At 45.0% G+C, this 25,866-nt stretch carries 20 protein-coding genes; 4 read left to right on the plus strand and 16 right to left on the minus strand.

Features of this window, described 5'->3' with window-relative positions; all coding sequences use genetic code 11:
• Positions 1–81: 81 nt before the first annotated feature.
• From E5260_RS09150 to pdhA, 14 genes are all read right to left on the minus strand, one after another.
• A complete protein-coding gene (locus E5260_RS09150; RefSeq protein ID WP_003640812.1) occupies positions 82–3,513 on the minus strand; it encodes a pyruvate carboxylase in 3,432 nt (1,143 codons plus the stop codon).
• A gap of 30 nt (positions 3,514–3,543) precedes the next feature.
• Positions 3,544–4,710, minus strand: coding sequence for an FtsW/RodA/SpoVE family cell cycle protein (locus E5260_RS09155; RefSeq protein WP_003645668.1), 1,167 nt, complete (start codon positions 4,708–4,710; stop codon positions 3,544–3,546).
• A gap of 462 nt (positions 4,711–5,172) precedes the next feature.
• Complete coding sequence (locus E5260_RS09160; protein WP_003640814.1) at positions 5,173–6,762, minus strand: TIGR03766 family XrtG-associated glycosyltransferase; 1,590 nt, start codon at positions 6,760–6,762, stop codon at positions 5,173–5,175.
• 101 nt (positions 6,763–6,863) lie between these two features.
• A complete protein-coding gene (locus E5260_RS09165) occupies positions 6,864–8,216 on the minus strand; it encodes a TIGR03111 family XrtG-associated glycosyltransferase (RefSeq protein ID WP_011101666.1) in 1,353 nt (450 codons plus the stop codon).
• Entirely contained in the window at positions 8,216–8,815 is a 600-nt protein-coding gene (xrtG, locus tag E5260_RS09170; protein WP_003640816.1) for an exosortase family protein XrtG, read from the minus strand. Before xrtG ends, E5260_RS09165 begins: the two co-directional genes overlap by 1 nt.
• A gap of 931 nt (positions 8,816–9,746) precedes the next feature.
• The gene (locus E5260_RS09175) at positions 9,747–11,048 is read right to left on the minus strand and encodes a Firmicu-CTERM sorting domain-containing protein (RefSeq protein ID WP_003644589.1); all 1,302 of its coding nucleotides are present in this window, start codon (positions 11,046–11,048) and stop codon (positions 9,747–9,749) included.
• Positions 11,049–11,314: 266 nt separating this feature from the next.
• A complete protein-coding gene (typA, locus tag E5260_RS09180; RefSeq protein WP_003644590.1) occupies positions 11,315–13,153 on the minus strand; it encodes a translational GTPase TypA in 1,839 nt (612 codons plus the stop codon).
• 189 nt (positions 13,154–13,342) lie between these two features.
• Positions 13,343–14,116, minus strand: a complete 774-nt coding sequence (locus E5260_RS09185; RefSeq protein WP_003640819.1) for an inositol monophosphatase family protein — start codon at positions 14,114–14,116, stop codon at positions 13,343–13,345.
• 10 nt (positions 14,117–14,126) lie between these two features.
• On the minus strand, positions 14,127–14,414 hold the full coding sequence (locus tag E5260_RS09190) for a UPF0223 family protein (protein ID WP_371861957.1): 288 nt from the start codon (positions 14,412–14,414) through the stop codon (positions 14,127–14,129).
• A complete protein-coding gene (locus tag E5260_RS09195) occupies positions 14,407–15,339 on the minus strand; it encodes a Rossmann-fold NAD(P)-binding domain-containing protein (protein ID WP_003644591.1) in 933 nt (310 codons plus the stop codon). The genes E5260_RS09190 and E5260_RS09195 overlap by 8 nt, the downstream gene beginning before the upstream one ends.
• A gap of 402 nt (positions 15,340–15,741) precedes the next feature.
• Entirely contained in the window at positions 15,742–17,154 is a 1,413-nt protein-coding gene (gene lpdA, locus E5260_RS09200) for a dihydrolipoyl dehydrogenase (protein ID WP_003640822.1), read from the minus strand.
• 7 nt (positions 17,155–17,161) lie between these two features.
• Positions 17,162–18,478 carry a 2-oxo acid dehydrogenase subunit E2 gene (locus E5260_RS09205; protein WP_003644592.1) on the minus strand — a complete coding sequence of 439 codons (1,317 nt, stop codon included), beginning with the start codon at positions 18,476–18,478 and terminating at the stop codon, positions 17,162–17,164.
• Positions 18,479–18,535: 57 nt separating this feature from the next.
• Positions 18,536–19,513 (minus strand): alpha-ketoacid dehydrogenase subunit beta, encoded by a 978-nt coding sequence (locus tag E5260_RS09210; RefSeq protein ID WP_003639044.1) that lies wholly within the window; start codon positions 19,511–19,513, stop codon positions 18,536–18,538.
• A 1-nt stretch (position 19,514) separates the two neighbouring features.
• On the minus strand, positions 19,515–20,627 hold the full coding sequence (gene pdhA / locus E5260_RS09215) for a pyruvate dehydrogenase (acetyl-transferring) E1 component subunit alpha (protein ID WP_003640824.1): 1,113 nt from the start codon (positions 20,625–20,627) through the stop codon (positions 19,515–19,517).
• 284 nt (positions 20,628–20,911) lie between these two features.
• Here pdhA and def point away from each other — a divergent pair, with 284 nt between their 5' ends.
• Positions 20,912–21,472 carry a peptide deformylase gene (def, locus tag E5260_RS09220; protein WP_003640825.1) on the plus strand — a complete coding sequence of 187 codons (561 nt, stop codon included), beginning with the start codon at positions 20,912–20,914 and terminating at the stop codon, positions 21,470–21,472.
• A gap of 29 nt (positions 21,473–21,501) precedes the next feature.
• Here def and E5260_RS09225 read toward each other — a convergent pair whose 3' ends face one another.
• Positions 21,502–22,008, minus strand: a complete 507-nt coding sequence (locus tag E5260_RS09225) for a hypothetical protein (protein ID WP_003640826.1) — start codon at positions 22,006–22,008, stop codon at positions 21,502–21,504.
• A 282-nt stretch (positions 22,009–22,290) separates the two neighbouring features.
• On the opposite strand from E5260_RS09225, the gene E5260_RS09230 reads away from it, so the two are divergent.
• The 3 genes from E5260_RS09230 (at position 22,291) to E5260_RS09240 (ending at position 25,204) form a co-directional block, all read left to right on the plus strand.
• Positions 22,291–22,509: a DNA-directed RNA polymerase subunit epsilon gene (locus tag E5260_RS09230; RefSeq protein WP_003640827.1), complete on the plus strand. Its 219-nt coding sequence runs from the start codon at positions 22,291–22,293 to the stop codon at positions 22,507–22,509.
• On the plus strand, positions 22,506–24,182 hold the full coding sequence (rnjA, locus tag E5260_RS09235; protein WP_003640828.1) for a ribonuclease J1: 1,677 nt from the start codon (positions 22,506–22,508) through the stop codon (positions 24,180–24,182). Before E5260_RS09230 ends, rnjA begins: the two co-directional genes overlap by 4 nt.
• Positions 24,183–24,244: 62 nt before the next feature.
• Positions 24,245–25,204 (plus strand): diacylglycerol/lipid kinase family protein, encoded by a 960-nt coding sequence (locus E5260_RS09240; protein ID WP_003640829.1) that lies wholly within the window; start codon positions 24,245–24,247, stop codon positions 25,202–25,204.
• A gap of 221 nt (positions 25,205–25,425) precedes the next feature.
• On the opposite strand, the gene E5260_RS09245 is transcribed toward E5260_RS09240, so the two are convergent.
• A complete protein-coding gene (locus tag E5260_RS09245) occupies positions 25,426–25,629 on the minus strand; it encodes a hypothetical protein (protein ID WP_003640830.1) in 204 nt (67 codons plus the stop codon).
• Between the last annotated feature and the right edge of the window lie 237 nt (positions 25,630–25,866).

Here is a 25,866-nt window from a genome sequence, read left to right on the forward strand (position 1 = left end):
CGCAGTGGTTTTTATTGGCGAAGCGCTGAAGCTAAAAAACACTAGTAACCTAAGCCACTAGTGTTTTTGCTTGAAATATCCTTATTGTGGTGCAATCTCGAGCAGTAAGTCATCCGTCTGAATGACGTCACCCGCATTAACATAAATATGTTCGATGACCCCATCTTCCGGTGCCTGAATGGTTGTCTCCATCTTCATTGCTTCCGTCACAAGTAATGGCTCACCTTTCTTAACCGTTTGGCCCTTCTTAACTAACAGTTTCAGAACTGAACCACTCATCGTTGCGCCAACTTCATCTTCATTAGTTGGTTCCGCCTTGCGCGTGCTGGTTGCCGATTGGTGAATGGCATTGTCCTTGACCATAATCTCTTGATTTTGACCATTGATACTAAAGTAAAGTGTCCGGACACCATCGACATCGGGATCACTAATCTGATTAAGCTTGACGATCATCGTCTTACCTTTGGCTAACTCAATATTGACCGTCTCACCGAGCCGCATGCCTTGGAAAAAGGTCGGTGTGTCTAACAGTGATACGTGCCCGTAGCGCTTATGGCTAGCATCGTAATCCATGAATACTTTCGGGTACAGGATGTAGCTGAGCACTTCCTGATGGCTCGCTTCATGACCAAGCTTAGCCGATAGCTCTGCTTTGACCGCAGCAAAGTCAGCTGGTTTGGCTAAACTACCGGGCCGCACAGTCAACGCTGGCTGGCCTTTCAAGACGATCTGCTGGAGCTTCTTTGGAAAGCCTCCGACTGGTTGACCAAGATTGCCAGCAAAGAAGTTGATGACCGATGCTGGGAAATCGAGCTTGGTACCCTGATTATAAACATCGTCCGGTGTCAAGTGATTTTCCATCATGAACAGGGCCATGTCACCAACAACTTTAGAGCTGGGCGTAACTTTGATAATATCACCAAACATATCATTGACCGTCGCATACATCGTCTTAACTTCTTCCCAACGATCCCCGAGACCAACAGCCTTAGCTTGTTGCTGCAAGTTAGAATATTGTCCACCCGGCATCTGCGTCTGATAAATATCCGTTTGGGGGCCGGTCATACCATTCGAGAAGTCTTGGTAGTACGGCCGTACGCCTTGCCAATACCGATTGATAGCTTCAACGTTGTTAATATCAACATCAGGTTGCCGATCATTGTGGGCTAATGCGTAATACAACGAGCTCATTGATGGTTGGCTGGTCGTGCCTGATAGCGCACTCGCAGCAACATCGACCACGTCAACACCAGCTTCCACTGCTCGGGCATAGGTAAAGATTCCATTACCAGTCGTATCATGCGTATGCAGATGAACTGGCACGGACAGCGCGTCTTTCAACGTCGATACTAATTCATAGGCGGCCTCTGGCTTTAACACACCCGCCATATCCTTGATGGCAATAATATCGGCACCAGTTGATTGCAGATCCAAGGCCAGCTGACGATAATAATCAAGATTGTATTTTTGCCGATCAGGGTTCATAATGTCGCCCGTATAACAGATCGTGGCTTCCGCAATCTTCCCGGTTTCCTTGACGGCCTGAATACTCTTTTCCATTTGAGGAACCCAATTCAAACTGTCAAAAATGCGGAAAACATCAATGCCACTCTTAGCTGCTTCTAAGATAAATTCGCGAATCACATTATCTGGATAGTTCTGGTAACCCACCGCATTGGAACCACGGAACAACATTTGGAAGAGTGTCCGGGGCATTGCCTGCCGAAGTACTTTCAGCCGATTCCAGGGGTTTTCATTTAGAAAACGATAGGCCACATCGAACGTCGCACCACCCCACATCTCATAGGAGAATAACTGTGGCAACGCTTTTTGTGAAGCCGCGGCAACGGCTAACATATCCTTCGTCCGCATCCGCGTTGCAAATAAACTCTGATGCGCATCCCGCATGGTCGTATCTGTTAATAACACTTGCTTCTGGGCTAACAACCACTGTTGTAATCCCTGGACACCTTGTTGATCCAACACGTCTTTTGCCGTGACGATGTCGGGTGCGATCGGTTGAAAATCATCCTTAAACTCAACGTCCGGATAGTACTTCTTCGAATGTTGGGCAACGTCAGCGAAACCATTGACCGTCACATTCCCAATATACTTCAACATCTTATCTTCACGTTGCGTATCGTCAGGGAATTTGAAGAGCGTTGGGGTCTGATCAATAAACCGGGTCCCCGCTTCACCTGCTTGGAACGTTGGGTTGTCAATCACATTCAGCATAAACGGAATGTTCGTCTTCACGCCGCGAATATCGAACTCAACTAGGACGCGTCGCATTTTATGAACGGCCGCTTTGAAGCTCCGCGCCGCAACACAAGCCTTTACAAGCAGTGAATCAAAATAAGGCGTTACGATTGCGCCGGAATAGGTATTACCAGCATCCAAACGAACCCCATTACCACCTGGTGACCGGTACGTCTCGATGCGACCAGTATCTGGCATAAAATCATTTGCGGGATCTTCCGTCGTAATTCGACACTGAATTGCCGCACCCTTATATGTCAATGCGTCTTGATGTGGTAACCGTAAATCCTCGAATAGGTCACCACCCATCGCAATTTTGAGCTGAGCATGGACAATATCGATTTCGGTAATCATTTCTGTCACCGTATGTTCAACTTGAACCCGCGGATTAACTTCCATGAAGTAGAATTGGTCCCCTTCAACCAAGAATTCAACCGTTGCGGCGTTTAAATAGTGTACACTCTTCATCAAGTCGACTGCGGCGTTACAGATCTTTTGACGCAACTCGATTGGCAGGGCCACGGCCGGTGCAAATTCAATCACTTTTTGATTACGGCGCTGAACAGAACAGTCACGTTCAAATAAATGCATGACATTGCCGTGAGCATCCGCTAAAATCTGGACTTCAATGTGTTTGGGATTCGCGATGAATTTTTCCAAGTAAATCTCGTCATCACCAAAGGATTGCATGGCCTCTGAACGGGCACGGTCAAAAGCTTCTTGTAATTCAGAAGCTTCATGAACGATGCGCATTCCCCGACCACCACCACCCATGGCAGCTTTGATCATAATTGGATAACCGTATTGCTGAGTAAACTGTAACGCCTCGTTCAGGCTAGTAACCGGGTGTAAGGTGCTCGGAATCGTCTGCACGCCGGCATCGCGAGCTACACGTTTGGCCGTAATCTTATCACCAAACATCTCGAGGTGCTCTGGCTTAGGACCAACGAAGGTCATGCCTTCTTCAGCAATCCGCCGAGCAAAAGTAGCATTTTCAGATAAAAAGCCGTAACCTGGGTGAATCGCATCCACATGATTTTCTTTAGCAATGCGAATAATATCTTCAATATCCAGGTAAGCCGCAATCGGCGCCTTACCCTCACCTACTAAGTACGCTTCATCAGCTTTAAAACGGTGAACTGAAAACTCATCTTCTTTGGCGTAAATCGCAACAGTCTGAAGGCCTAATTCGTGGCAAGCACGAATGACCCGGGTCGCAATTTCACCACGGTTAGCAATTAATACTTTCTTCACCAAAATCCCTCATTTCCAAATAAAATCGTCTTAGCCTGCCTGTCGAACTGTATTAAGGCGCGCCATTTTTTCAAGTGCACTAATGTTTAATACCAATCCTAGTGAAAGCGTCAATACCATCATGCTAGAACCACCATAACTCATGAATGGGAAGGTCACCCCAGTAATCGGAATCAGACCAACGATCCCACCCACATTAATAAATGCTTGAATGGTCATGTAGGCTGCGACACCGTAACAGACCAACGCGTTGAACGTATTAGTCGCACGAACCCCGATATAGATCGTGCGCATCACGATGACAAGTAGTAAGCCCATTACGATTAAAATGCCAATTAGTCCGAGTTCTTCGGCAGTGATTGACATAATAAAATCAGTGTTCGGTTCGGGTAAATAACCACGTTTTTGCAAACTATTCCCAATCCCAACGCCTGTCAAACCACCGTTTGAGATGGCATAGTAAGAGTTGACTAACTGTGTCCCCGCTCCTGAAGCCGTTTTAAACGGATTCAGGAAACCGAGAAACCGCCGTAACTGATAAGAATTTGCAAAAGCACTTTGGGGCATGCGACTCACTAAAGGCACTAAAATCCATTCAAAGGCAGCGACCGCCCCAGCAAAGACACCAACACCTACAAAGTATGAAATGCCACTCGCAAACAAGATAACCGCCGCGATGGCTAAATTAATCGTGGCCCCACCAAGGTCGGGTTGCACAAAAATCAGTAAAATCATCGCGAACAACATCACAAACTGAGCACCCAATTCACGGATTCGAGCCACCCCAAAATGTGCCTCCCGTTGAGAAATAATTGATGCCAAGTAAATGATCAGGTAAAACTTGCAAAATTCAGCTGGTTGGATCGAGACTGGTCCCAAAATGATCCAGCCAGCCGCCCCATTAATTGATTGACCAACCAATCGGAGGAGAACCAGAACAAATAACATCGCAAACCCTAACATACCAAGTAACTTGGTTTGCTTAAAATAGTCGATCTTCAAATTCATACAAACCAAGGTGATCACTAAGCCTAAGACGACCCAGATCAGTTGTTTAACTAAATAACCGGTGGGTGTCGAACCGTTTTGTGCGGCTACGTATGAACTCGATGAATAGACCATGACAACACCGATCCCGCTGAGAATCAAATACGGGATAAACAGCACATAGTCCATATAGTGTAACTTTTTCCACATGAGCTTAAATCCCACCCTAATTAATATCTCAATTCGGATTATCCCCCACAATAACGCGAACTGTTTGCTTGCAACAATTATAGCATAAGTCGATTTTAACACAGCATTTTCACATATTAATTTGTTGTTTTTTAATCAAGTTTGGATTACTGATTTACAAACTAGTGCGTTTAGCCTCATTAGTAACCGGCTGGCCAACGCCTCCAAATCAGTGTATTTCCCTTAATAAACGTACCTAGACAATTTGAACAACCCGCGCCGTTCCGGCACTTGACGTCGGAATGAATTTGTCGCGCATTGCCACCCATAACGCGATAAGCGCCCCCGCAAGAGCCAACAATCGACAACGTGAACGATAAAATAGCCGTGGTAAGCCCTATTTAGGACCCACCACAGCTATTTTGGATTGCTAACCGCTCGTTAACGATCGCTTTCGTGTCACGCACTGGGACGATTGCACGCTCACTCGGACTCATCTGCCGCAATCGCGGCTCGCAACTTACGCTGATACCAATCCCTAACACGCCGGACATTCGCAACTGCCCGTTCAAATGAGAATGCGCCCAGTAATAGCAGGCACGGTAAGTACTGAATTAGGTACCGACTCCGACCACCTTCGAACAAGAGGAGGAAGATAAACCCACCAATCATCGCCAACCGGAGCAATTGAATCAATTGCCAGCGCGGGCCAAAACCCAACGCGATAATCACGAGTAGCACTAACCACCACAGTTGCGCCACAAACCGAAAATCTGCAATATGGCGACCGTATAAATAAATAAAGTTTTTTAACCAATTACTAAAGCCCTGGTTGCTTGGTTTTTGATTTTCGCGAAAGAAATTGCCTTCCTTCAACCAGCCAAAGGTCCCGTCAGCAGTATTATTGCGTTGCTTTTTTACCAAGAATTCAAGGTAACCCCACGGTCCCAGTTTCTTGAGCTGACGCTTCAGCATCTTGATTGAGTAAGCCGTTTTTTGTGCCTTGGTGGGCAAAACGGCCATCTGTATCGCCTGCTTTTCACTATACCCGCCGGTGCCGTAAACGCCCATGGCCATAAAATGAATCGCCGGAATCGACCTTGATTTATCGATTTTGATATACGTCTGGTTCTGGATGGCCTGATTCGTATAATGATAAGTGAGGCCGGCACTTTCGAGCATCAAGATTGCCATGGCGACCGTCACAAAAATCATCATCGTTTGTGAACCCTGCCGCGACCGCAAGCGTGCTAAAAAGCTGATGATGGCAATGGCGATTACCGGAATAATGGATGAGGGTTTCATGAAGTACGTTAATGTCACACTCACGCCAAACCCGACGGCGGCGGCCACACGCAGTAACGGCGGTCGCTTCGTTTGACTCATCACAAAATAGCACAGCATGAAAAACGAAACCAGCGGCAGTCCCCAAGCATCCGTATACGGCATAATAATACTTGGAAAAACCGCCAACCAACCGGCGTGCAGATACATAGCGATTCCTAACGCCGAGCGTCGTACCACAAATACGCTCATTAAATTGAAAGCTGCTGAAAGATCGACAAAAAACAGCGTCACGTAATCAAAAAATTGCCACGAAGTTTGACCAGTCACTTCCGATAGCCAGTGCATAAAAAGCATGATTGGCATGTTGTTTTGATTAAGACTGTAATACGCCGTCACGCCCACCTCCTGGACGTGTTTCGCACTGGTAGCCGCATAGTGGAGCATCCCAGCGTCAAAGCCACTGACGGGATGGACAAATGTCACGAATACGAGCTGACCAATAAAAACAAGTGCTAACAAGACACCAGCCGTCCGGAGCTGATTTGTGATTAGTAGTCGATATAGCACCCGATGAACGCGCGGATACGCATAGTTCATAATCAACACGGCGACAATCATAATAATCAACCCCGTCGTCAATAAGGTCGTACTCGTCCCAAACGTCGCGTTATCCCCTAAAATAATATTCGGCGACATTACTGCAAATAACAACATTGGTGCAAATAGTAACCACCAAACGCTCGTAATCATCTTCTGACTAAATTGATAAAAATAACGTCTCATCATTAATCTACTTCGTTTGAATTCTTGCACCTGAACTAAACAATCAAGATATTCCGCTAACTTCGCGTGATATCTTGTAGTCAGCCAACACGTGCCGCTTCAACTCATTTTCCTTTCCGGCGTCGATAGTGATTGTGGATTGTACGCCTATCATCACGTAAGACGGCCAACAACCGTTGCCATTCTTCGGTGAACCCCCGCATTTTCCAAGTTGCCTGGGTCGTCATCGCATTGATAACACCAATCAATCGAATCCAAGCTGTCAAAAACATATAAAGTGGCAGCGTTAATGTTAGCCACCATAAATGCTTGTAGAAATGGCGTTCTTCAGGATACGGCTTTAATAAAATACCAACACTAATAAAGTTAATAACCCCTACCATGACGTATAAACTATAGATCAAGAGATATGAGAGCCCCACGACCACAGTTGAATAGCCAAAAGCAATCAAAACAATCGTCGCAAAAGTCCAAATCATTCGTGGAAACGTAAACGTGTGATCAATCATAATTCGCCGCACCAAAAATTCTTTGAAAAAGCCCTTGATGCTAGCTGTTTGTGACATATAATGTTGTGCAACTTCCAGTTCACCACGTTGCCAGCGCTGGCGTTGCGTATATAACTCGGAAAAGCCTGAAATTGGCGCCACATAAAAAATAGCATCTGCACAAATAACGACCTTTTTGCCTAAACGTGTCCGAATCTGAAACGTCATGTCCGTGTCCTCACCGATTGTATCGGTGTCATACAAGAAAGTTTCCATTAACACTTCCCGTCGAAATGCCGAGAAAGCTCCTGACATGGTAAACAGCTGGTCACGGAACGACTCGATGGTACGGCCAGAAAGAAAAGCCTGTGCATATTCGTAATACTCATTTTTAGCCAACAGCCGATGCCACCAACCATGAACTTGCTTAACCAAGTTTCTTTGTGGGAGCACTGCCCCGGTCATGGCCGCAATCTGCTCATCGTTCTCGAACCGTAGTACCATATTTTTAATCGCGTTGGGTTCCAATAAACCATCACTATCAATATTAATGACATAACTACCAATACTCTCGTAAATGGCCGCGTTAAGCGCGCGAGCTTTCCCCTTGTCAGTATTGACATACCGTAAAAATAAATTAGGAAACGCATTTTGGGCGCGTGCATACGCCCCAAAACTATCATCGGTACTCTGATTATTCGCCAAAATAATTTGCATGCTTTTTTTATCATACGTTTGATGATCGATGGAACGAATGCAGTCAAATAACGTATCTTCAGAATTATAAACCGGTACAATGATGGTTACCCACGGCCACTTAGCAGGCGCTTTAAGCCGGGGCATGTGGCGATGTAGTCGCATTAACTTAATAGTCGACATAATTGCCGGAATAATTTCCACCACGATCGGCACTAAGGCCCAGGTAATCCAAAACCCCATTCTAGTCAGCGCTAAGTTTATCCAGTACATCACAGGATTCGCTCCCTCCAATCAATAAACTGCTGATAAAGTCCTCGAGCTAACTGTGAATAGGTAAAAACATTGTAATATAAGACAATGACCAGAACATAGAACAGTAACCGCCCAATCACTGAATGAGCCAGAAAGAATGTTTGACCACCGCCAAAGTGAACAATCACAATCACCACGGACAGGCGTAATACATTAATCAAGTAAATATACAACAATCCAAAAACACCATAAAACACCTTTTCACGGCGCTGGTAAGCCGGGTAAAAGGCTACTAGCGAAATAAATGCACACGTCTCAATGATTCCCGAGCATTCATAATCAATCGACATGATTACCGGATTACCACTATTAATAATGTAGACCAGGCCCATTTTGAACATAATACTGCACCAACCGGTGATATCACTAAACAGCGCTACCCCATGAATCACAGCGTGGGTAAAAAACCACACCCAATACGGACGACTAATTGCCGTCAAGATAAAAAAGAGCCCGGCGCTTCCCACAATGAAGTAGAAGGCAGATAGCCGAGCCCGTTTGAGCACTGACAGTCCGTATAACCATATCACAATCCCTAGTAGGATCTTTACATTCATCGTACATCAGTCCTATTAATTAGCTTACCGACGCGCCTAAGCCGCCGGTGGTTATAAATTGATTGTCAGTAAATTAAATATCATTAGTTCAATAGTTATCGATTCAATTCACATCGTGCAAGTTAATCTATCTTTAATCATGATTAAAACGTGCCAATTTTAGATTCCTGTTCGTCAGCCGGTGCGCGTCCTATTCCGACCTACGGGGCTGGGTGACAATTGCTGGAACGCAGCCGACGTCGATTTGAGCTAACGCATAACCCGCGTCATCTCAAATACGAGTCTTATTCTAAGCCGGAAGAAAGACACTTCCGACTAAGAATAATTTGGCTACTGAGCATTGTCACCCAGCCCCTCCGGTCGGGAAGCCGCTCGAATGGCTAATGAACGACCATCGAACTCGGTACAATTTGTCGTTGACTATTTTGATACTGGAATTTTAAACAAAGCGTTAGGTGTATTAAGCACTCCGTCAAGAGATTAAATCTCACTACAACAATTTAGGATTAGTGAGCTATCTCAATATCATTTTCAGTCTGACAGTTGATTGACAAAATTATGGTTTATGAAAAACAATGACGAATTCACCAAAAGTTGGGTACGCACATGTCCGCCATTCGAACACTGTCCCGACTGGAAGGCGTTTCGGCCAATGCTCAGCGGTGAAATTCCACTTAGCAAGCGTCCTTGGCTTGGTTAGTGGAAGACCAGTATTTAAGACGTGGGTTGCGGCTTAAATCTGTGTCCACCGCGTTCCAGCAATTGGCAGAAATGCCTGGAAGTCGGCTTAGGACGAACCAGCAAAACAAGTTTACACCAACTCGTATCTATTTCCAGCGGGTTTAAGCTGGCTGCTTCTGAATTTAAAGGAACAGCACGTTTTAATCGTGGTTAATGCTAAATAATAACGAGCACAACATGTTATCAATCATCAGTTCTTAGTGGTCGGTAAATCCGTTGCAGTTAATCGACGCCGCTTGCGGAATTTAAAGTATCCCCAAGCAACGATTACGACACCGACACCGGAAATTACGTACGGACCAGTTGAGCCCCCGGCCACGGTCATTTTTTGATTACCGATATTCGGATTGGACATCGTAATCGTTTGGCCGGTCATCGTTGAAATATCGAACTTGCTCAAGTCCACTCGGAATTCAGCAATCGAATGTGAACCGGCTTGAGAAACATACCCGTTGCCGACCGTCCCGTACTGATGGCCCTCATTGTACTTACCACCCGTAAATGAGACAGCTTTGACCGCCCCGTCACTTTGCGAGCTAGGCATCTCATTGGACCACACGTAATACTTCTGACCACCAATGTCGAAATTATAATCCCCGTAACCGGGAACCTGTCCATACTTCATCTTGACATAAACGTAGACGTACTTTCCGTCACTAACCATTGCCATATAACCGTTATAACCCTCGGTCAAAGTCACGTTCTTCCAATCATTAAAGTTACCATCGATTTTAATGTTGAGATTATCATTGTCATTGGCTGCATTATTGTCCGTCGTCGAGGACGCCTTGGAAGAGACCGTGCTTTTATCAGTAATTACCCCAGCTGAGCTAGTTGCTGAGGAACTGGCTGCACTACTGGTGCTAGTCGTAGAACTTGAACTAGTTGTAGAATTCGCATTTGTACTTGAACTGGTACTACTACTTGAGCTAGTTGAAGTCGACGTAATTGTTCCAACAGTGCTAGTCGTAGAGTCACTACCGATATTCGGATTGACCATCGAAATCTGCTTACCACTCGCACTGTCAGTTAATCCTAACTTGGTTAAGTCAATCTGAAATTCGGCATAATTATGCGAACCGTCGTTGGTCACATATCCCGTCCCGACAGTTCCATACTGAGTACCATCGTTCCATTTACCACCAGTTAATGTGAAGGACTTGACCGTTCCCGAGCTAACACTACCTGAAATATTCTTAGACCAAATATAATACGTCTTACCATCAATAGTGAAATTATAGTCGCCATATCCTGGCACAGCACCATTTTTCATCTTGACGTAAACATTGACATACTGGCCAGCACTCGTGAGTGCCGTGTAACCATTATAGCCCTCCGTTAACGTCGCATCTTTCCAGTCGTTCATCTTGCCATCAATGGTGATGTTGGCGCTAGCATGCGCTGCGGTCGTCATTTCAGGATTGATCATTGTTGCCCCCGTTACCCCAAAAACGAGCATGCCTAAGATCATCAACTTATTAATTTTTTTCACGATGATCACACCTCCCAAGTTCAATACCATTTCAACGGGTAACGAAGACCATTAGACTCTTTTTACCCTATAAACTAATACTATACTCTGGATAACAATTTATCAATCATTATTTCCATCTAAATGAACCCAATAACCATTAATGGGACAATATTTGAGTTGGTGATTAAACGACTCCTCTTCAAACCGCTTTGGCGGATACAGCCTTAGGCATGCCAGTACCAAAAAAGCACGCCCTATTAAGGACGTGCTTCCAAGCAATCAACTTACTTGTTCATTTTACGCTTTTTAGCTTCTTTTTCACGGGAGTTCGTGTTCAAAATGCGTTTCCGCAAGCGAACATGATCTGGCGTAATTTCACAGAATTCATCACTATTCAAGAATTCAAGCGATTCTTCCAATGTCAAATGCGTTGGTGTCTTGATTGTCGCCGTCAAATCCTTGTTAGAAGAACGCACGTTGGTCATGTTCTTACCCTTAGTAATGTTAACTGAAATGTCATTTTCGCGGCTATTTTGGCCCACGATCATGCCTTCATATACTTCGGTACCTGGATCAACAAAAATCGTTCCCCGGTCTTCGATTCCCATTGTGGCGTATGTCGTGGTCTTACCCTGGTTGATTGAAACCAAAGCACCGTTACGGCGGCCTGGGTTCCAGTTAGGAATAACTGGGAGGTATTCAGAGAAAGTATGGTTCATGATTCCGTAACCACGTGTCAATGAAAGGAATTCAGTTGAATAACCGATCAAGCCTCGTGAAGGTGCTAAGAAAGTCAACCGGGTTTGGTTATTACCAGTACTTTCCATGTTCTTCATTTCAGCCTTACGCTTTGATAAGGTATCAATAATTGAACCAGTATATTCGTCTGGCGTATCGATTTGAACAGATTCAAATGGTTCGCAACGCTTACCATCAATTTCGCGATAGATAACTTCTGGACGAGATGCTTGTAGTTCATAACCTTCACGCCGTAACGTTTCGATTAAGATTGACAAATGCAATTCCCCACGACCAGAAACGACCCATGAACCAGGTTCGTCAGTATCATCAACCCGAAGTGAAACATCGGTTTCAAGTTCAGCCTTCAACCGCATTTCAAGTTGACGGGCAGTTACGAACTTACCTTCCTTACCCGCAAATGGTGAGGAGTTCGTACCGAAAGTCATTTGTAAAGTTGGTTCGTCAATCCGTAAGATTGGCAAAGCTTCAGGATTAGCTGAATCAGCAACCGTTTCACCAACGTTGATATCTTCCATCCCAGAAACAGCAACTAAGTCACCGGCGTGGGCTTCATTGATTTCCAAACGTTGAAGACCAAAGAACCCAAACAACTTAGTTACGCGGAAATTTTTCTTACTACCATCGAGTTTCATGACAGAAACACTGTCACCAACCTTGATCGTACCACGGAAGACCCGACCGATACCAACCCGACCAACATAATCGTTGTAGTCTAATAAGGCCACTTGGAATTGTAAAGGTTCGTCAGAGTTGTCAATTGGTGATGGGATCGTCTTGATGATCGTATCGAAGATTGGTTGCATCGTATGTTCCTGCTTAGCAGGATCTGATTCATAACTAGAAGTCCCATTTAAAGCTGAAACATAGACCACTGGGAAGTCTAATTGTGATTCGTCAGCACCTAATTCGATGAAGAGGTCTAACACTTCGTCAACGACCTCTTCAGGACGTGCACCGGGGCGGTCGATTTTGTTAATAACAACGATTGGTGTTAGGTGTTGTTCCAAAGCTTTTTTCAAAACAAACCGAGTTTGAGGCATCGTTCCTTCAAACGCATCAACAACGAGTAATACCCCGTCAACCATGCGCATGATTCGTTCAACTTCACCACCGAAGTCAGCATGTCCTGGTGTATCTAGAATGTTAATTTGTTTGTCGCCGTAACGTACGGCCGTGTTTTTCGAAAGGATCGTGATACCGCGTTCCTTTTCAATGGCATTAGTGTCCATCGCCCGATCGTCAATCTGGACATGTTCGTCAAGGGTATCCGATTGTTTAAGCATTTCGTTAACCAACGTCGTTTTACCGTGGTCAACGTGGGCAATAATGGCAATGTTGCGGATATCATCTCTAAATTTCAAAATTGATCTTCCTTTCATCCTTCAAAATTCTGACTATCTTCGACAGCAGAAATCTTACATATATTAATACAATCCGCCGTTACTATCAAGTCATAGCTTCAACTTGAAACCTTCATAACGACGTTTTCAGCGGCTTTCATCCATTGACATAAAAAAACTGTGACATATGGGTCACAGTCCCACTACTTACTAGACGATTGCCAAAATTGAGCGTTGTGCGCGCTTTGTCGCTATCAGTACAGCACCCGATGATAACATATTAACCGGGTTGCCGTCAACTCTAGACACAACCAAGCCAAGGCTTTCCGCGAGAACGCGACCAGCCGCAAAATCCCATGGTCGCAAGTATGACAGGTAGCCGACCAGTTCGCCCGCTAAGACCTGGCTAATTTGAATACCAGCACTACCCATAATCCGTGGTCCCAGTGATTTGGCAATAATCGTCTGCATATTGAAGCGGTCTTGAATTAGTAACGGCGCACTCGCACCAAACAGCCCCGCACTCAGATCAACATCCGCGGGTGCAGCCAGCAATTCACCGTTAAGCGTGACGCCGACTTCAGGACCACCAGCATATAATTTATTCGCCATGACATCAAAGATATATCCCAGTGTTGGTTTACCGTCAACATACAAGCCCACCATCATCGCAAAATGATTACGCTGATGCACAAAATTCATGGTACCGTCGATTGGGTCAACGATCCAGACGTGACCATTCATATCAGTAACTTGGTCGCCGGTTCCTTCCTCAGCTAAAATCTTCGCAACTGGATCCAAGGCTCGAATCTGACGCACCAAAAAATCTTCATTGCTATGATCCACGTTAGTGACCAAATCACGCCGACTCGTCTTCTCCGCAACCGTCAAGTGGGTGCCCATCTTCGCCAACACTTGCGCTCTCGCAGTTTGCATCACGACTTGCATTTTCTGATTTAACTGTTTCACCACATTCGTTTGCACGTTAAGTCACCTAGTCTCGGTATTGAAATCGCTGCTTGTTAGTTTCCTGAGCTGCGCGCATTGTTTGATAAATCCGATAACCTGAAGCAGCCTCATAATCACGAGCCAGTCGTTTTTCTTCCGACTTAGCCGGAACGACCGTCTTAAAATCACGATAGGCTGCCAACAAGTCTGCTGTAGCGATTGTTCCTTCATTAGCGGCCTCGATGGCTTGATAAAAGGTCGTAACCTTAATGATCTCGGCCGTGGTCCACGTCTCATCCAGTGGATATTGGTAATTATCATTGTGTTTAGACATCTTCATCCAACTCCCCCGCCGTGACCCGGTCAAGTTCCTCTTGAACCTGGCTCGCAATCTCAGCGTATTCTTTCTGCTCTTCATCAGATAGCACCATATCCGCCATTCGTTTGATTCCGTTAGCACTAATCAGTACCGGTGATGATAATCCAACCAGCTGGTCGTCATCGACTGGTGTTTGGATATTTGTGACGGTACCGATAAACGGTGTCTGGGCGTAAAACGCATTGAGCACTTGTACTAATGCTAACACACTCAAGGTCTGATTAGTAACAATCGTGGGGTCGTCGATCTGCTCCGTCGCTGCACTCATTTCGTCCATCCCAAAACTAATATCCTGGTTAGCCAAATAAGTCATCACGGGCGCCGGCCCAATATATGAACGACTCCATGAGATCAGGTGTGTCGCCGCAGTTCCCACTACGAATGCGCGGACATCCGCCGGGCCGACACTTAATTGCTGACGTAGTAGTTGCTCCAATAAACGACTCTGCGGCAAAGTACCCAATCCGACCACTTTAGAATGATCAATGCCACTGAAACGCGCAGCTAAGACACTTAAAACCGCATCATTGCTACCAGCCAAAATAATTTTTCCGTTAAAACCAGCGCCCATCGCATCATTCACAAACGCGCGAAATAGCGGCAAAGTCGCCTTTAAATCACCACTGGCATCACGGTCGCTTGCCAATGGCACTAAATTTCCAATAATCAAGCTATCTGCTTGCGAATAATCCGGCTTAGCTTGCGCCACTAGTGTAAACTGACGACAAGTTAAACTCGCTGTTACCAGTGCTTGGTAGCGCGGCGCTTCTTCAGCACCCGTTGCGACCACTAATTTCACTGGCAAATCTTTGGCAATTGCGACTAATATTAATTGTTGTACGAACTCGAATAATCCCCGAATAATTACTGTATTAATCATTTCAATCCCTCCAACCTTCGATAATAATTGTACCTGAGCTGTCAATGAATTCAAGTAAATGTTAATAAAAAGCTTACTCTTTTGTAACATTTTTGCGTAACCAATTGGTCCACTTCCCCCCGAAGCAAACACATTTTGATATGTTATTAATATAGACCACTACATGCTAAAAAGTTAGCAATTTGAATAACAACATCCGCATCAGGTTCAAAGGCGTCACTTACGGATCAGCTGAGTAATGATTAACAAGACTGACCTTCATTGCGCCTGACAGCGCGTTAAGTTACGTTTTTACGTGACTATCTTGACTGGTACTTCGGTAATCCATACTGGCTGCAACATCCTATGTAAAATAAAAGTTTGAGACTCACGCCTCAAACTTTTATTAAGCCATCATCCGCTTTAGATGTGCGTTGGGTAACCCATCGCTTCATCCGCCGCTTCTTGAACTACTTCACCTAGGGTCGGGTGTGGATGAATCGTCAAAGCAAGGTCTTCGACATTCATCCCACCATTGACCGCAACGCTTAATTCAGAAATCAAATCACTGGCACCTGGTCCGGCAATTTGGGCGCCGACAATGGTGCCTTCGTCCTTCGTACTGACAAGACGGAAGAAGCCGTCCATGGCGTTCAACGAGATTGCACGACCATTACCAGCAAATGGAAACTTCGACGTCTTCACCTGCAAGCCGGCTTCTTCAGCTTCAGCCTTCGTCATGCCAACTGTTGCCAATTCTGGATCAGTAAAGCAAACTGCCGGAATTGAAACGTAGTCGTTCGCCGTCTTCTTGCCACTGATTGCACCAGCAGCAACTTTGGCTTCAGCAAAAGCTTTGTGTGCCAGCGCAGCACCGGCGACAATATCTCCGATTGCGAAAATATCCTCAGCGGCCGTCCGCCCCTGTTCATCAACTTCGATCAAGCCGCGCTTCGTTAACTTGACGTCAGTGTATTCCAAGCCCATGTCGTCAGTATTAGGCCGCCGACCAACCGTGACCATAACATAGTCAGCATGAATCTCAGTTTCTTTCCCGTCGACAGCGTAGGTAACCGTAACGCCACTATCATCTTGTTCGGAGTTTTTAGCCATCGCATTAGTAATGACATCAACCCCCTTCTTCTTAAAGCTGTTCAAGACAAGCTTGACCATATCTTTTTCGAAGTTAGGTAAGATTTGCGGTGTCCCTTCAAGAATCGTCACGTGAGCACCGAGGTTGGCATAGGCACCAGCCAACTCAGAACCAATGTACCCACCACCGATAACCACTAATTCTTTAGGCACTTCGGGCAAATTCAAGCCACCCGTCGAGTCAACGACCCGACCACTGAACTTGAAGCCCGGAATTTCAACTGGCCGTGAACCAGTTGCGATGATCAAATGTTTGAATTTATAAGTCTGACCAGTATGGTCACCATTCATCACCCGTAAGGTATGATTATCATGCATATAGGCTTCCCCACGGACCACTTCCACCTTATGCTTCTTGAGCAGCATTTCAACGCCACCAGTCAACCGATCAACAACTTGATGGTCTTTCCAGTCCTGGGTCACTTTAAAATCCAACACCGGATCCTGAATATTTTTAATACCAAAGATCTTACTGTCCTTGGCTTCTTGTAGCCGATGACCAGCACTGATCAAAGCTTTTGATGGAATACAACCAACGTTAAGGCAGACACCACCGATATATTCCTTTTCCACCACGGTGACTTTTTGGCCGAGTTCCGCGGCCCGAATCGCAGCGACGTAACCCCCAGGGCCCGCGCCGATGATCATTGTATCGCGTTCTTCAGCAAAATCTCCTACAACCATTCTGACCTCATCCTTCCATCAAAAGTAATTCTGGATCATGTAACAATTGCTTCAATAAGTTCATTGCCCGTTGTGCTGTTGCACCATCAATCAGACGGTGATCAAAACTCAAGGACAACTTCTGCATCTTACCAACAACGATTTCACCATCGTCATTGACGTAAGGTTCCTTACCGATACGCCCAACACCTAAAATGGCAACTTCCGGTTGGTTGATAACTGGGGTAAACCAGCCGCCACCAATTGAGCCAATATTACTAATAGTAATAGACCCACCACTCATTTCACTGGCCTTTAACTTGCCATCGTAAGCTTTTTGCGTATTGTCAGTAATTTCTTTGGCAATTGCAAACAAGCCCTTACCTTCAGCGTGCTTAATATTTGGCACTAACAATCCACGGTCAGTATCGGTAGCTACCCCAATATTGAAGTAGTGTTTGTAAACAATTTCCTTGTTTGCATCATCGATCGACGCGTTCAATTCTGGGAATTGTTGTAAAACCGCAACCAAAGCTTTCACGAAGTATGGTAAGAAGGTAAGATGGATGTCGCGATCCAAAGCAACTTGCTTGTACTTCTTCCGGTGTGCCATCAACGCACTCACTTCAACTTCATCAAATAAAGTAACATGTGGCGCGGTGTGTTTACTGTTCACCATAGCCTTAGAGATTGCCTTCCGAATTGGCGTCATCTTTTCACGCGTCTCTAATTCAGGTGTGTCAGAAACATATGGTTTAACTGGTGTTGGTGCTGGTGCTTCACTTGCAGCCGGAGCCGTTGTCGCTGGCGTAGCTGCCGGTTTAGCACCCGTTGCCGCTGGCGCACCCGTGTAATTGTCAATATCTTGCTTTGTGATCTGACCATGGGCACCAGTTGGCGTAACTAACGTGATGTCAATGTCCTTATCACGTGCGTACTGGCGCACTGATGGCATTGCCAAGACCCGTTTATTAGGATTGCCCGCAGCCGGGGTTCCAGTCGGTTGTGCTGATGTTGCAGCGGGAGTTTCAGCTGCTTCACTTGCCGGGGCTTCCGTCTTAGTAGCCGCTGGTGTTTCAGCCTTAGCCGCTGGCGCAGCGTCGCCAGAACCATCGTCAATCGTGACGATCACATCACCAATTTTAGCCGTTTCACCTTCTGGAACTAAAATATCAATAACTTTACCACTTACTGGCGATGGTAATTCTTCCACCGATTTATCATTTTGAATTTCAACTAGAGAATCGTCTTCTTTGACTTCATCACCAGGTTTTACGAGCCATGATGCAATTTCGCCTTCTTCAAGACCTTCACCAAGCTCTGGTAATTTAAACTCGTAAGCCATTGGATAACTTCCTTTCATGACAGTCTCAGGTGACTGTTTTTCGATGCCGCGTCTTGATTAATAGTTCAAGATTTCGCGGGTTTTTGCCTCAATTTCATCTTCAGCTGGTAACCAATCGTCTTCTGCTAATCCGAATGGGTAGACCGTATCTGGTGCGTACACCCGGCCAACTGGGGCACTGAGATAAAGCGCACCTTTTTCAGCAATCAGTGAAGCAACGTTCGCAGCAATCCCAGCCTGTCGTTGTGCTTCTTGAATCGCAACGGCCCGACCAGTCTTTTGAACAGACTTGAGAATTGTTTCTTCATCTAAAGGTGACAAGGTCCGTAAGTCAACAACTTCAACGGAGATTCCTTCTTTTTCGAGCTTTTCCGCAACCTTCAGTGACTGGTTAACTTGTGCACTGTAAGCAATCAAGGAAATATCAGTACCTTCACGAACCACGTTTGCTTTATCTAACGGAACGGTATAAGCTTCATCCGGAATATCCGCCTTCATTGACCGGTATAACTTCAAGTTTTCAAGGAAGAAAACTGGATCGTTATTCCGAATAGAAGAAATTAATAGCCCCTTGGCATCGTAAGGATTAGATGGCGTCACGACCCGCAAACCAGGAATTTGAGCTAAATAGCCTTCTAATGAGTCCGCGTGCATTTCTGGTGTATGCGTTCCACCACCATATGGTGATCGAATGGTAATCGGCATATGCCGAGTGCCACCTGTCCGGAAACGTTCCCGTGACATTTGACCAGCAATTGAATCCAAAGTTTCAAAAATGAATCCAAGGAATTGAATTTCAGGGATTGGCCGGAAACCTTCCAATGCCAGCCCAATTGATAAACCGCCAATACCGGATTCTGCTAAAGGAGTGTCAAAAACACGATCTTCACCAAATTCGGCTTGCAGGCCATCAGTTGCCCGGAAGACCCCACCGTTTTTACCAACATCTTCACCAAAAACTAAGGTCTTTTCGTCTGACCCGAGTTCTAATCGAAGTGCATCGGTGATCGCTTGAATATACGTTTTCTTTGACATGTTACTTCGACTCCTTTGCTTGGAATTCCGTAATTTGTTGTTGAATGTTTTGTGGTTGTTCCTCAAAAACATTCCCCAAGAATTCGGTCATTTTTTGCTTTGGTGCTTCATCTGCTTGTTTAACAGCAGCCTTGATATCTTCTTTAACTTGTTCAACGTATTCGTTTTCTTGATCTTCTGACCAAACACCTTGATCAGTCAAGTACTTACGGTAACGAATCAATGGATCATTATCGAACCAAGGTTGTTCTTCGTCCTTAGTCCGGTAACGCTTAGGATCATCCCCAGCATTCGTATGCGGGCCAAACCGGTATGTCAGCGTTTCAATCATGACAGGACCGTTGCCAGCAGCAGCGTATTCCCGGGCGGCCTTTGTTACTTCATAAACAGCTAGGAAGTCCATCCCATCGACCTGAACACTTGGAATACCGGCAGCAACTGCTTTTTGAGCCAACGTCTTCGCAGCTGTTTGCTTGCGCCGTGGTACTGAAATGGCATAACCATTGTTTTGAACAATGAAGACGGCCGGTGCTTCGAAGGCTCCGGCAAAGTTCATACCTTCATAGAAGTCACCTTGCGAAGTCCCACCATCACCAGTATAAGTGTAGGCAACTTTGTCTTCGGTACCGTTCTTTTTAATCCCTAAAGCCACACCGGCAGCTTGTACGTATTGAGCGCCGATAATAATCTGTGGTGGCATTGCATGGAAGTCTTCTGGATATTCGTTACCCAAGACATGACCACGAGACCACAGGAACGCTTTGTAAACAGGTAGTCCGTGTTGAATCAATTGTGGAATATCACGATAAGCAGGCATTAAAACGTCGGTTTTCTTCATCGCGGCGTTACTCCCCATCTCACTGGCTTCTTGGCCCTCAGTCGGCGCATAGAATCCTAAGCGTCCTTGCCGTGTCAAAGCGTTAGAACGTTGATGTAACGTCCGTTCCCATAACATTAATTTAAAGAATTCAACGAGTTGTTCGTTTGAATATTTAGAGACAATTTCTGGTTTAATTACTTTATCTTGACCATCCAATACTTGCACGGGCTCAAAGTCTTTCCCAAGTGCATCGCGGATCGCACCAAAATCAACAATTGGTTTTTCGTTGTCCATAAATGACACATCCCTTTCATGAACGTACAAACGTTGTGCATCGCACCGCGTTCGTAATCGTTTTCATAATTACAAGTCTAATTTACCATTGCGTTTCATCTTTTGCAAGCCCTTCCAAAGAGCGAAAAGCCGGCTTTTTCTGTCCAAATGATTGTGAACTATTTAATTTGTGCTTAATTCTGTTTTCATCTTTTTCATAACGGGCGCTACTTTTTGGCGTAGGCTTATGATAAACTAGATATTAAGTGTAAACTGCGCGATCTTAATTTTGGAGGTAATTGGAATTGATTAAAATGCGCGACATTATCCGCGAAGGTAATCACACGTTACGCGCGGAAGCAAAGCAAGTTAAATTTCCGTTGAGTGAAGCTGATCAGAAGTTGGCCAATGACATGATGGAATACTTAGAAAACAGCCAGAATCCCGAATTGGCTAAAAAATACGGACTGCGTGCCGGTGTTGGTTTAGCTGCACCGCAAGTCGACGTTTCGGAACAGATGGCTGCTGTCCTTGTTCCGAGTGAAAATGAAGATGATGAACCGGTCTTTAAAGACGTCATTATCAATCCCGTGATCATCAGTCACTCCGTCCAACCCGGCGCCTTAACTGAAGGTGAAGGTTGTTTATCCGTCGACCGTGATATTGCTGGCTACGTTATTCGACACGATCGGATTACGTTACGCTACTATAATATGGCTGGTGAAGAGAAAAAGATTCGTCTCAAGAATTATCCGGCCATTGTTTGTCAACATGAAATTGATCATCTTCATGGTATTTTATTCTACGACCATATCAATGGCGACAATCCATTTGCCGCTGATGATGATTTAGTTCTAATTTCTTAAAGTCATTTAAAAAAGCAGTCCTGAAATGTTCAGGACTGCTTTTTTGGTGCACTCGAATTCAACCGACGCAAATCTTCCAAATACTCTAAAGTGGCCTCATTCATCAAATAGGCAATATCTAAGTGGAGCTGTCCGCTGCGCAGCCACGCATCAGTCACTCGTAACGCTGGTCCAGCTTCCCGGAAAGCAACCACCTGATTGTGAATTGCGTACGCTTGCAATTCGTTATTGAATAATCGCCGAACTTCTGGCAAATCGGCCGTGACCATGCCTGGTGCATCTAGCACGTACTCAAAGGCCATCACACCACGCCCCCAGACGTCTGCGACGGGCACCGAATGAATCGCCCCCGCAACCTCTTGAATCGTCATCGCATTTGCGAGCACTTTGAATGCTGCTACCATCGCACTATCAACCGTTCGTTGGCCAGCCCGCCGAATCTTCAACGCCGCACGCTTCAGCACTTGCCGTCGCAGCAATTCATAAACGACGATTGCCATTAGTACCCCACCAATGATTGTTAACCAACTCTGCATGCTCAACCCTCAATTCTTTTTTTGTATAATGATTCACAATTTTAGGAATTTTTCATTTTATTACTTATGTTTAGCATAGCATGTTTCATCAAAAAAAATTCTTTTAACCGCTCTATTTTTGAAGAAAGTTAACATTGTATACACCCATCTCAAATTATGCTAAAATGTAAGATAATTGTTGTGTTTACACAACCTGGTGTACGGATCAAACTTTTATTTTTGCTATCTATTTAGATTACTTAGTATCTAAATAAATCTTGTTTATATTAAGGAGTTTTACGCATGATTTACAAAGTATATTACCAAGAAACCAAAGAACGGAACCCACAACGGGAAACGACCCAATCTTTGTATCTCGAAGCCGAGACCGAAGTAGCGGCACGGACCTTAGTGGAAGATAATACAGATCACAACATCGAATTTATCGAACCGTTAGAAGGTAACTTCTTGGATTACGAACAAAAAAATCCAGAGTATCACCTAACGGAGTTCAATAAATGAAACGGTTAAACGTCAAAAATAACGAAACCGCTGTTTTTGCAGTCGGCGGTTTGGGAGAAATTGGGAAAAATACCTATGGTATCCAATTTCAAGATGAGATTATTCTGATTGATGCCGGAATTAAATTCCCTGAAGATGAACTTCTCGGAATTGATTACGTTATTCCAGACTATTCTTATCTAGTTGCAAATCAGCAAAAAATAAAAGCTTTAGTGATTACGCACGGTCATGAAGATCATATCGGTGGGATTCCATTCCTATTAAAACAGATCAACGTGCCAATCTATGCCGGCCCCCTAGCCTTAGCCTTGATTAAGGGTAAGTTAGAGGAACACGGGTTATTAAAAACAACTGAATTACACGAGATCAATGAAGATACGGTGCTCAAGTTCCGTAAGACGCGTGTCTCGTTCTTCAGAACGACCCATTCAATTCCTGATACACTGGGAATCGCCGTTCAAACACCACCTGGCACGATTGTAGAGACCGGAGACTATAAGTTCGATCTGACACCAATTACTAACCAGCCGCCGAACCTTCAAAAGATGGCGCATCTCGGTGAACGTGGTGTCTTGGCGCTAATGTCAGACAGTACTAACGCCGAACGGCCAATCTGGACGAAGTCTGAACGGTGGGTGGCGCAATCAATTCGCCACATTTTTGAACAAGTTGAAGGTCGAATCATCTTTGCTACCTTTGCTTCTAACATCTCGCGGATTCAAGAGGCAGCGCAGGTCGCCCTTGAACATCATCGTAAAATCGCGGTATTTGGGCGTAGTATGGAAGCAGCTATCGTCAACGGACGTGAATTAGGCTATTTAAACATCCCTGACGAAGCCATCGTTGATGCTAACGATTTACGCTCCCTCCCCGCCAATAAAGTCATGATTCTATGTACTGGTTCCCAGGGTGAACCAATGGCGGCGCTCTCGCGAATTGCCAACGGTACTCATCGCCAGATTTCTATTGAACCTGGCGACACCGTGATCTTTTCAAGTTCACCGATTCCTGGTAATACGTTAAGTGTTAACCACGTAATCAACGAACTCGAAGAAGCCGGTGCGAATGTCATTCATGGTAAAGTCAATAACATTCATACATCTGGTCATGGTGGTCAGGAAGAACAGAAACTGATGCTACGGCTGATGAAACCAAAGTTCTTTATGCCGATTCACGGTGAATATCGAATGTTGAAGATTCACACCGAACTGGCCGAACAATGTGGTGTGCCACTAGACCATAGTTTTATCCTTGAAAATGGTGATGTGCTTGCCTTTACGAAGGATTCTGCCCGGGTTGCCGGTCACTTTGGTGCTGGCGATGTCTATGTTGATGGTTCTGGAATCGGCGATATTGGTAACGTTGTGTTACGCGACCGCCAAGTGCTTTCGGAAGAAGGTTTGGTTGTTGTCGTTGCTACCATCAATTTGAACAAAAAAGAGATCCAAGCTGGTCCAGATATTCTGTCACGTGGTTTTGTCTACATGCGCGAGTCTGGCGATCTAATTAACGAAGCCCGGCGGCATGTCTTCCGTACGATCCGGCGCAAAATGAAGTCGGATAAAGCAACCGAAGCGACTATCCGCAATGCGATTATTGACGACCTGCAGAGTTTCTTATTTGATAAGACTGAACGGCACCCAATGATTCTGCCAATGTTGATTATGAACTAACTACTTGCCGGAACGATCTCGTTCCGGTTTTTTATGGTGTAAGACTGATATGAGGTGTAATTTTGATTGCTGAATACTACATTATTATTAATGAACTGGCAGGATCTGGTCACGGTAAGGTCGTTTGGGAAACCGTCAAGCCGATTCTAGAACAACGACAGATTCGATTTGAATATCGAATTTCTGAATATGCCGGCCACACAATTCGGCTCGCAAATGAGTACGTTAAAACCATTCAACGACGACCAAACGTGACCCCGGTCATTCTGGTCATTGGTGGTGATGGCACACTGAACGAGGCCTTGAATGGTATTATGCAGGTCCCACAAGCTGAACCGATCCCGCTCGCCTACATTCCTGGAGGTTCGGGCAACGACTTTGCTCGCGGTCTGGGTATGGCGACTGATCCAGCAATTGCACTTGCACAAGTACTCAACAATATGCGGCCCCGTTCGTTAAATGTTGGTTATTTCCATGAAACCTTGAAAAACGAACACCAGTATTTCGTCAACAACGTTGGTTTAGGATTTGACGCTCAAATCGTTGATGACACAAACCGTAGCAAAAAGAAGGGCCGTCTGGGTCGTTGGGCTTATCTCAGTAACATGCTGGCCGCATATTCCCAACAGGAAGGCTTCCCGCTAACCGTACACGTTAACCGGAAGCGAGACTATTATAAGCGGGCTTTCCTTTGTACAGTCTCGAACATTCCATACTTTGGTGGCGGAGTTAAAATTCTGCCTCAGGCTAATCTGCACGATGATCAGCTCGAATTAATCGTTGTCGAAGAGCCTCACTGGTGGATTATCCTCTGGTTGTTCGTCTTACTGCTACTGGGTGGCCGTCATCTCAAGTCGCGTTTCGTTCACCATTATCGCAACGCTAACTTGCACTTATTGGTTAACTCTGTTGAAATTGGTCAGATGGATGGTCAAATTATTGGGAATCGTAACTACGACCTCTACTTGTCCACCCATCCCTACCCATTCTGGATCGACACTAGTATCCATGACCACCACTAACTCTACTGCTAAAACAATACAAATTAGCGATAAAAAGTCGTTGCGAAGATGCTCGCAACGACTTTTTTATAGGACCCAGATTGGCAATTCATACTACTTGATCACCGTCCACTTACCGGCCAGCAATGCTAATGACCACTTAATTGACTCCCCACCCACTCGGCTAATAAAAAAGACTGCTGACCATCTCAATATGGTCACACAGTCAGTCTTGATTAATCTTAGTCCTCAGAAGCGTTGATTGCTTCCAGAAGCATGTCAAGTTGTTCACATTTACGAGATAAGTGACTCACCCGTTCTTTCAAATGCGGATAAATGGTCACAACCCGTGAGCGATCCTGTTGCCGAACGGCTAGCGTCCTTAAATGATCGAGTTGGGTATTAGCCTCTTGATATTCTTCCAGAATCTCAAAACGATTACTCACTGATAGCACTTCCTTATCACAATAGATGGTCCAATTTTTCGAATTGAAAAACGACAAACATAATATACCACAATTATTGGTAAGTTTAAATCATAAAATTCAAAAAAATTTAAATAAAAATCGGGTCTATGATATTTAGTGTTGATGGATAAAATCCATCAACACTATTTTTATGTACAACAAAAGGACATATCGTCCTGTGCTACAATCAAGTCGACCAAAACCAATTGAAAGCGA

This window comes from Lactiplantibacillus plantarum (genome assembly GCF_014131735.1).
Taxonomy (GTDB): domain Bacteria; phylum Bacillota; class Bacilli; order Lactobacillales; family Lactobacillaceae; genus Lactiplantibacillus; species Lactiplantibacillus plantarum.

Coding starts and splice junctions, on each gene's coding strand:
- E5260_RS09155 (WP_003645668.1), bottom strand. CDS start 4,710: ATGTGGAAAAAGTTACACTATATGGACTATGTGCTGTTTATCCCGTAT.
- E5260_RS09160 (WP_003640814.1), bottom strand. CDS start 6,762: ATGATGAGACGTTATTTTTATCAATTTAGTCAGAAGATGATTACGAGC.
- E5260_RS09165 (WP_011101666.1), bottom strand. CDS start 8,216: ATGTACTGGATAAACTTAGCGCTGACTAGAATGGGGTTTTGGATTACC.
- xrtG (WP_003640816.1), bottom strand. CDS start 8,815: ATGAATGTAAAGATCCTACTAGGGATTGTGATATGGTTATACGGACTG.
- E5260_RS09190 (WP_371861957.1), bottom strand. CDS start 14,414: ATGTCTAAACACAATGATAATTACCAATATCCACTGGATGAGACGTGG.
- E5260_RS09195 (WP_003644591.1), bottom strand. CDS start 15,339: ATGATTAATACAGTAATTATTCGGGGATTATTCGAGTTCGTACAACAA.
- lpdA (WP_003640822.1), bottom strand. CDS start 17,154: ATGGTTGTAGGAGATTTTGCTGAAGAACGCGATACAATGATCATCGGC.
- E5260_RS09205 (WP_003644592.1), bottom strand. CDS start 18,478: ATGGCTTACGAGTTTAAATTACCAGAGCTTGGTGAAGGTCTTGAAGAA.
- E5260_RS09210 (WP_003639044.1), bottom strand. CDS start 19,513: ATGTCAAAGAAAACGTATATTCAAGCGATCACCGATGCACTTCGATTA.
- pdhA (WP_003640824.1), bottom strand. CDS start 20,627: ATGGACAACGAAAAACCAATTGTTGATTTTGGTGCGATCCGCGATGCA.
- E5260_RS09225 (WP_003640826.1), bottom strand. CDS start 22,008: ATGCAGAGTTGGTTAACAATCATTGGTGGGGTACTAATGGCAATCGTC.
- E5260_RS09230 (WP_003640827.1), top strand. CDS start 22,291: ATGATTTACAAAGTATATTACCAAGAAACCAAAGAACGGAACCCACAA.
- rnjA (WP_003640828.1), top strand. CDS start 22,506: ATGAAACGGTTAAACGTCAAAAATAACGAAACCGCTGTTTTTGCAGTC.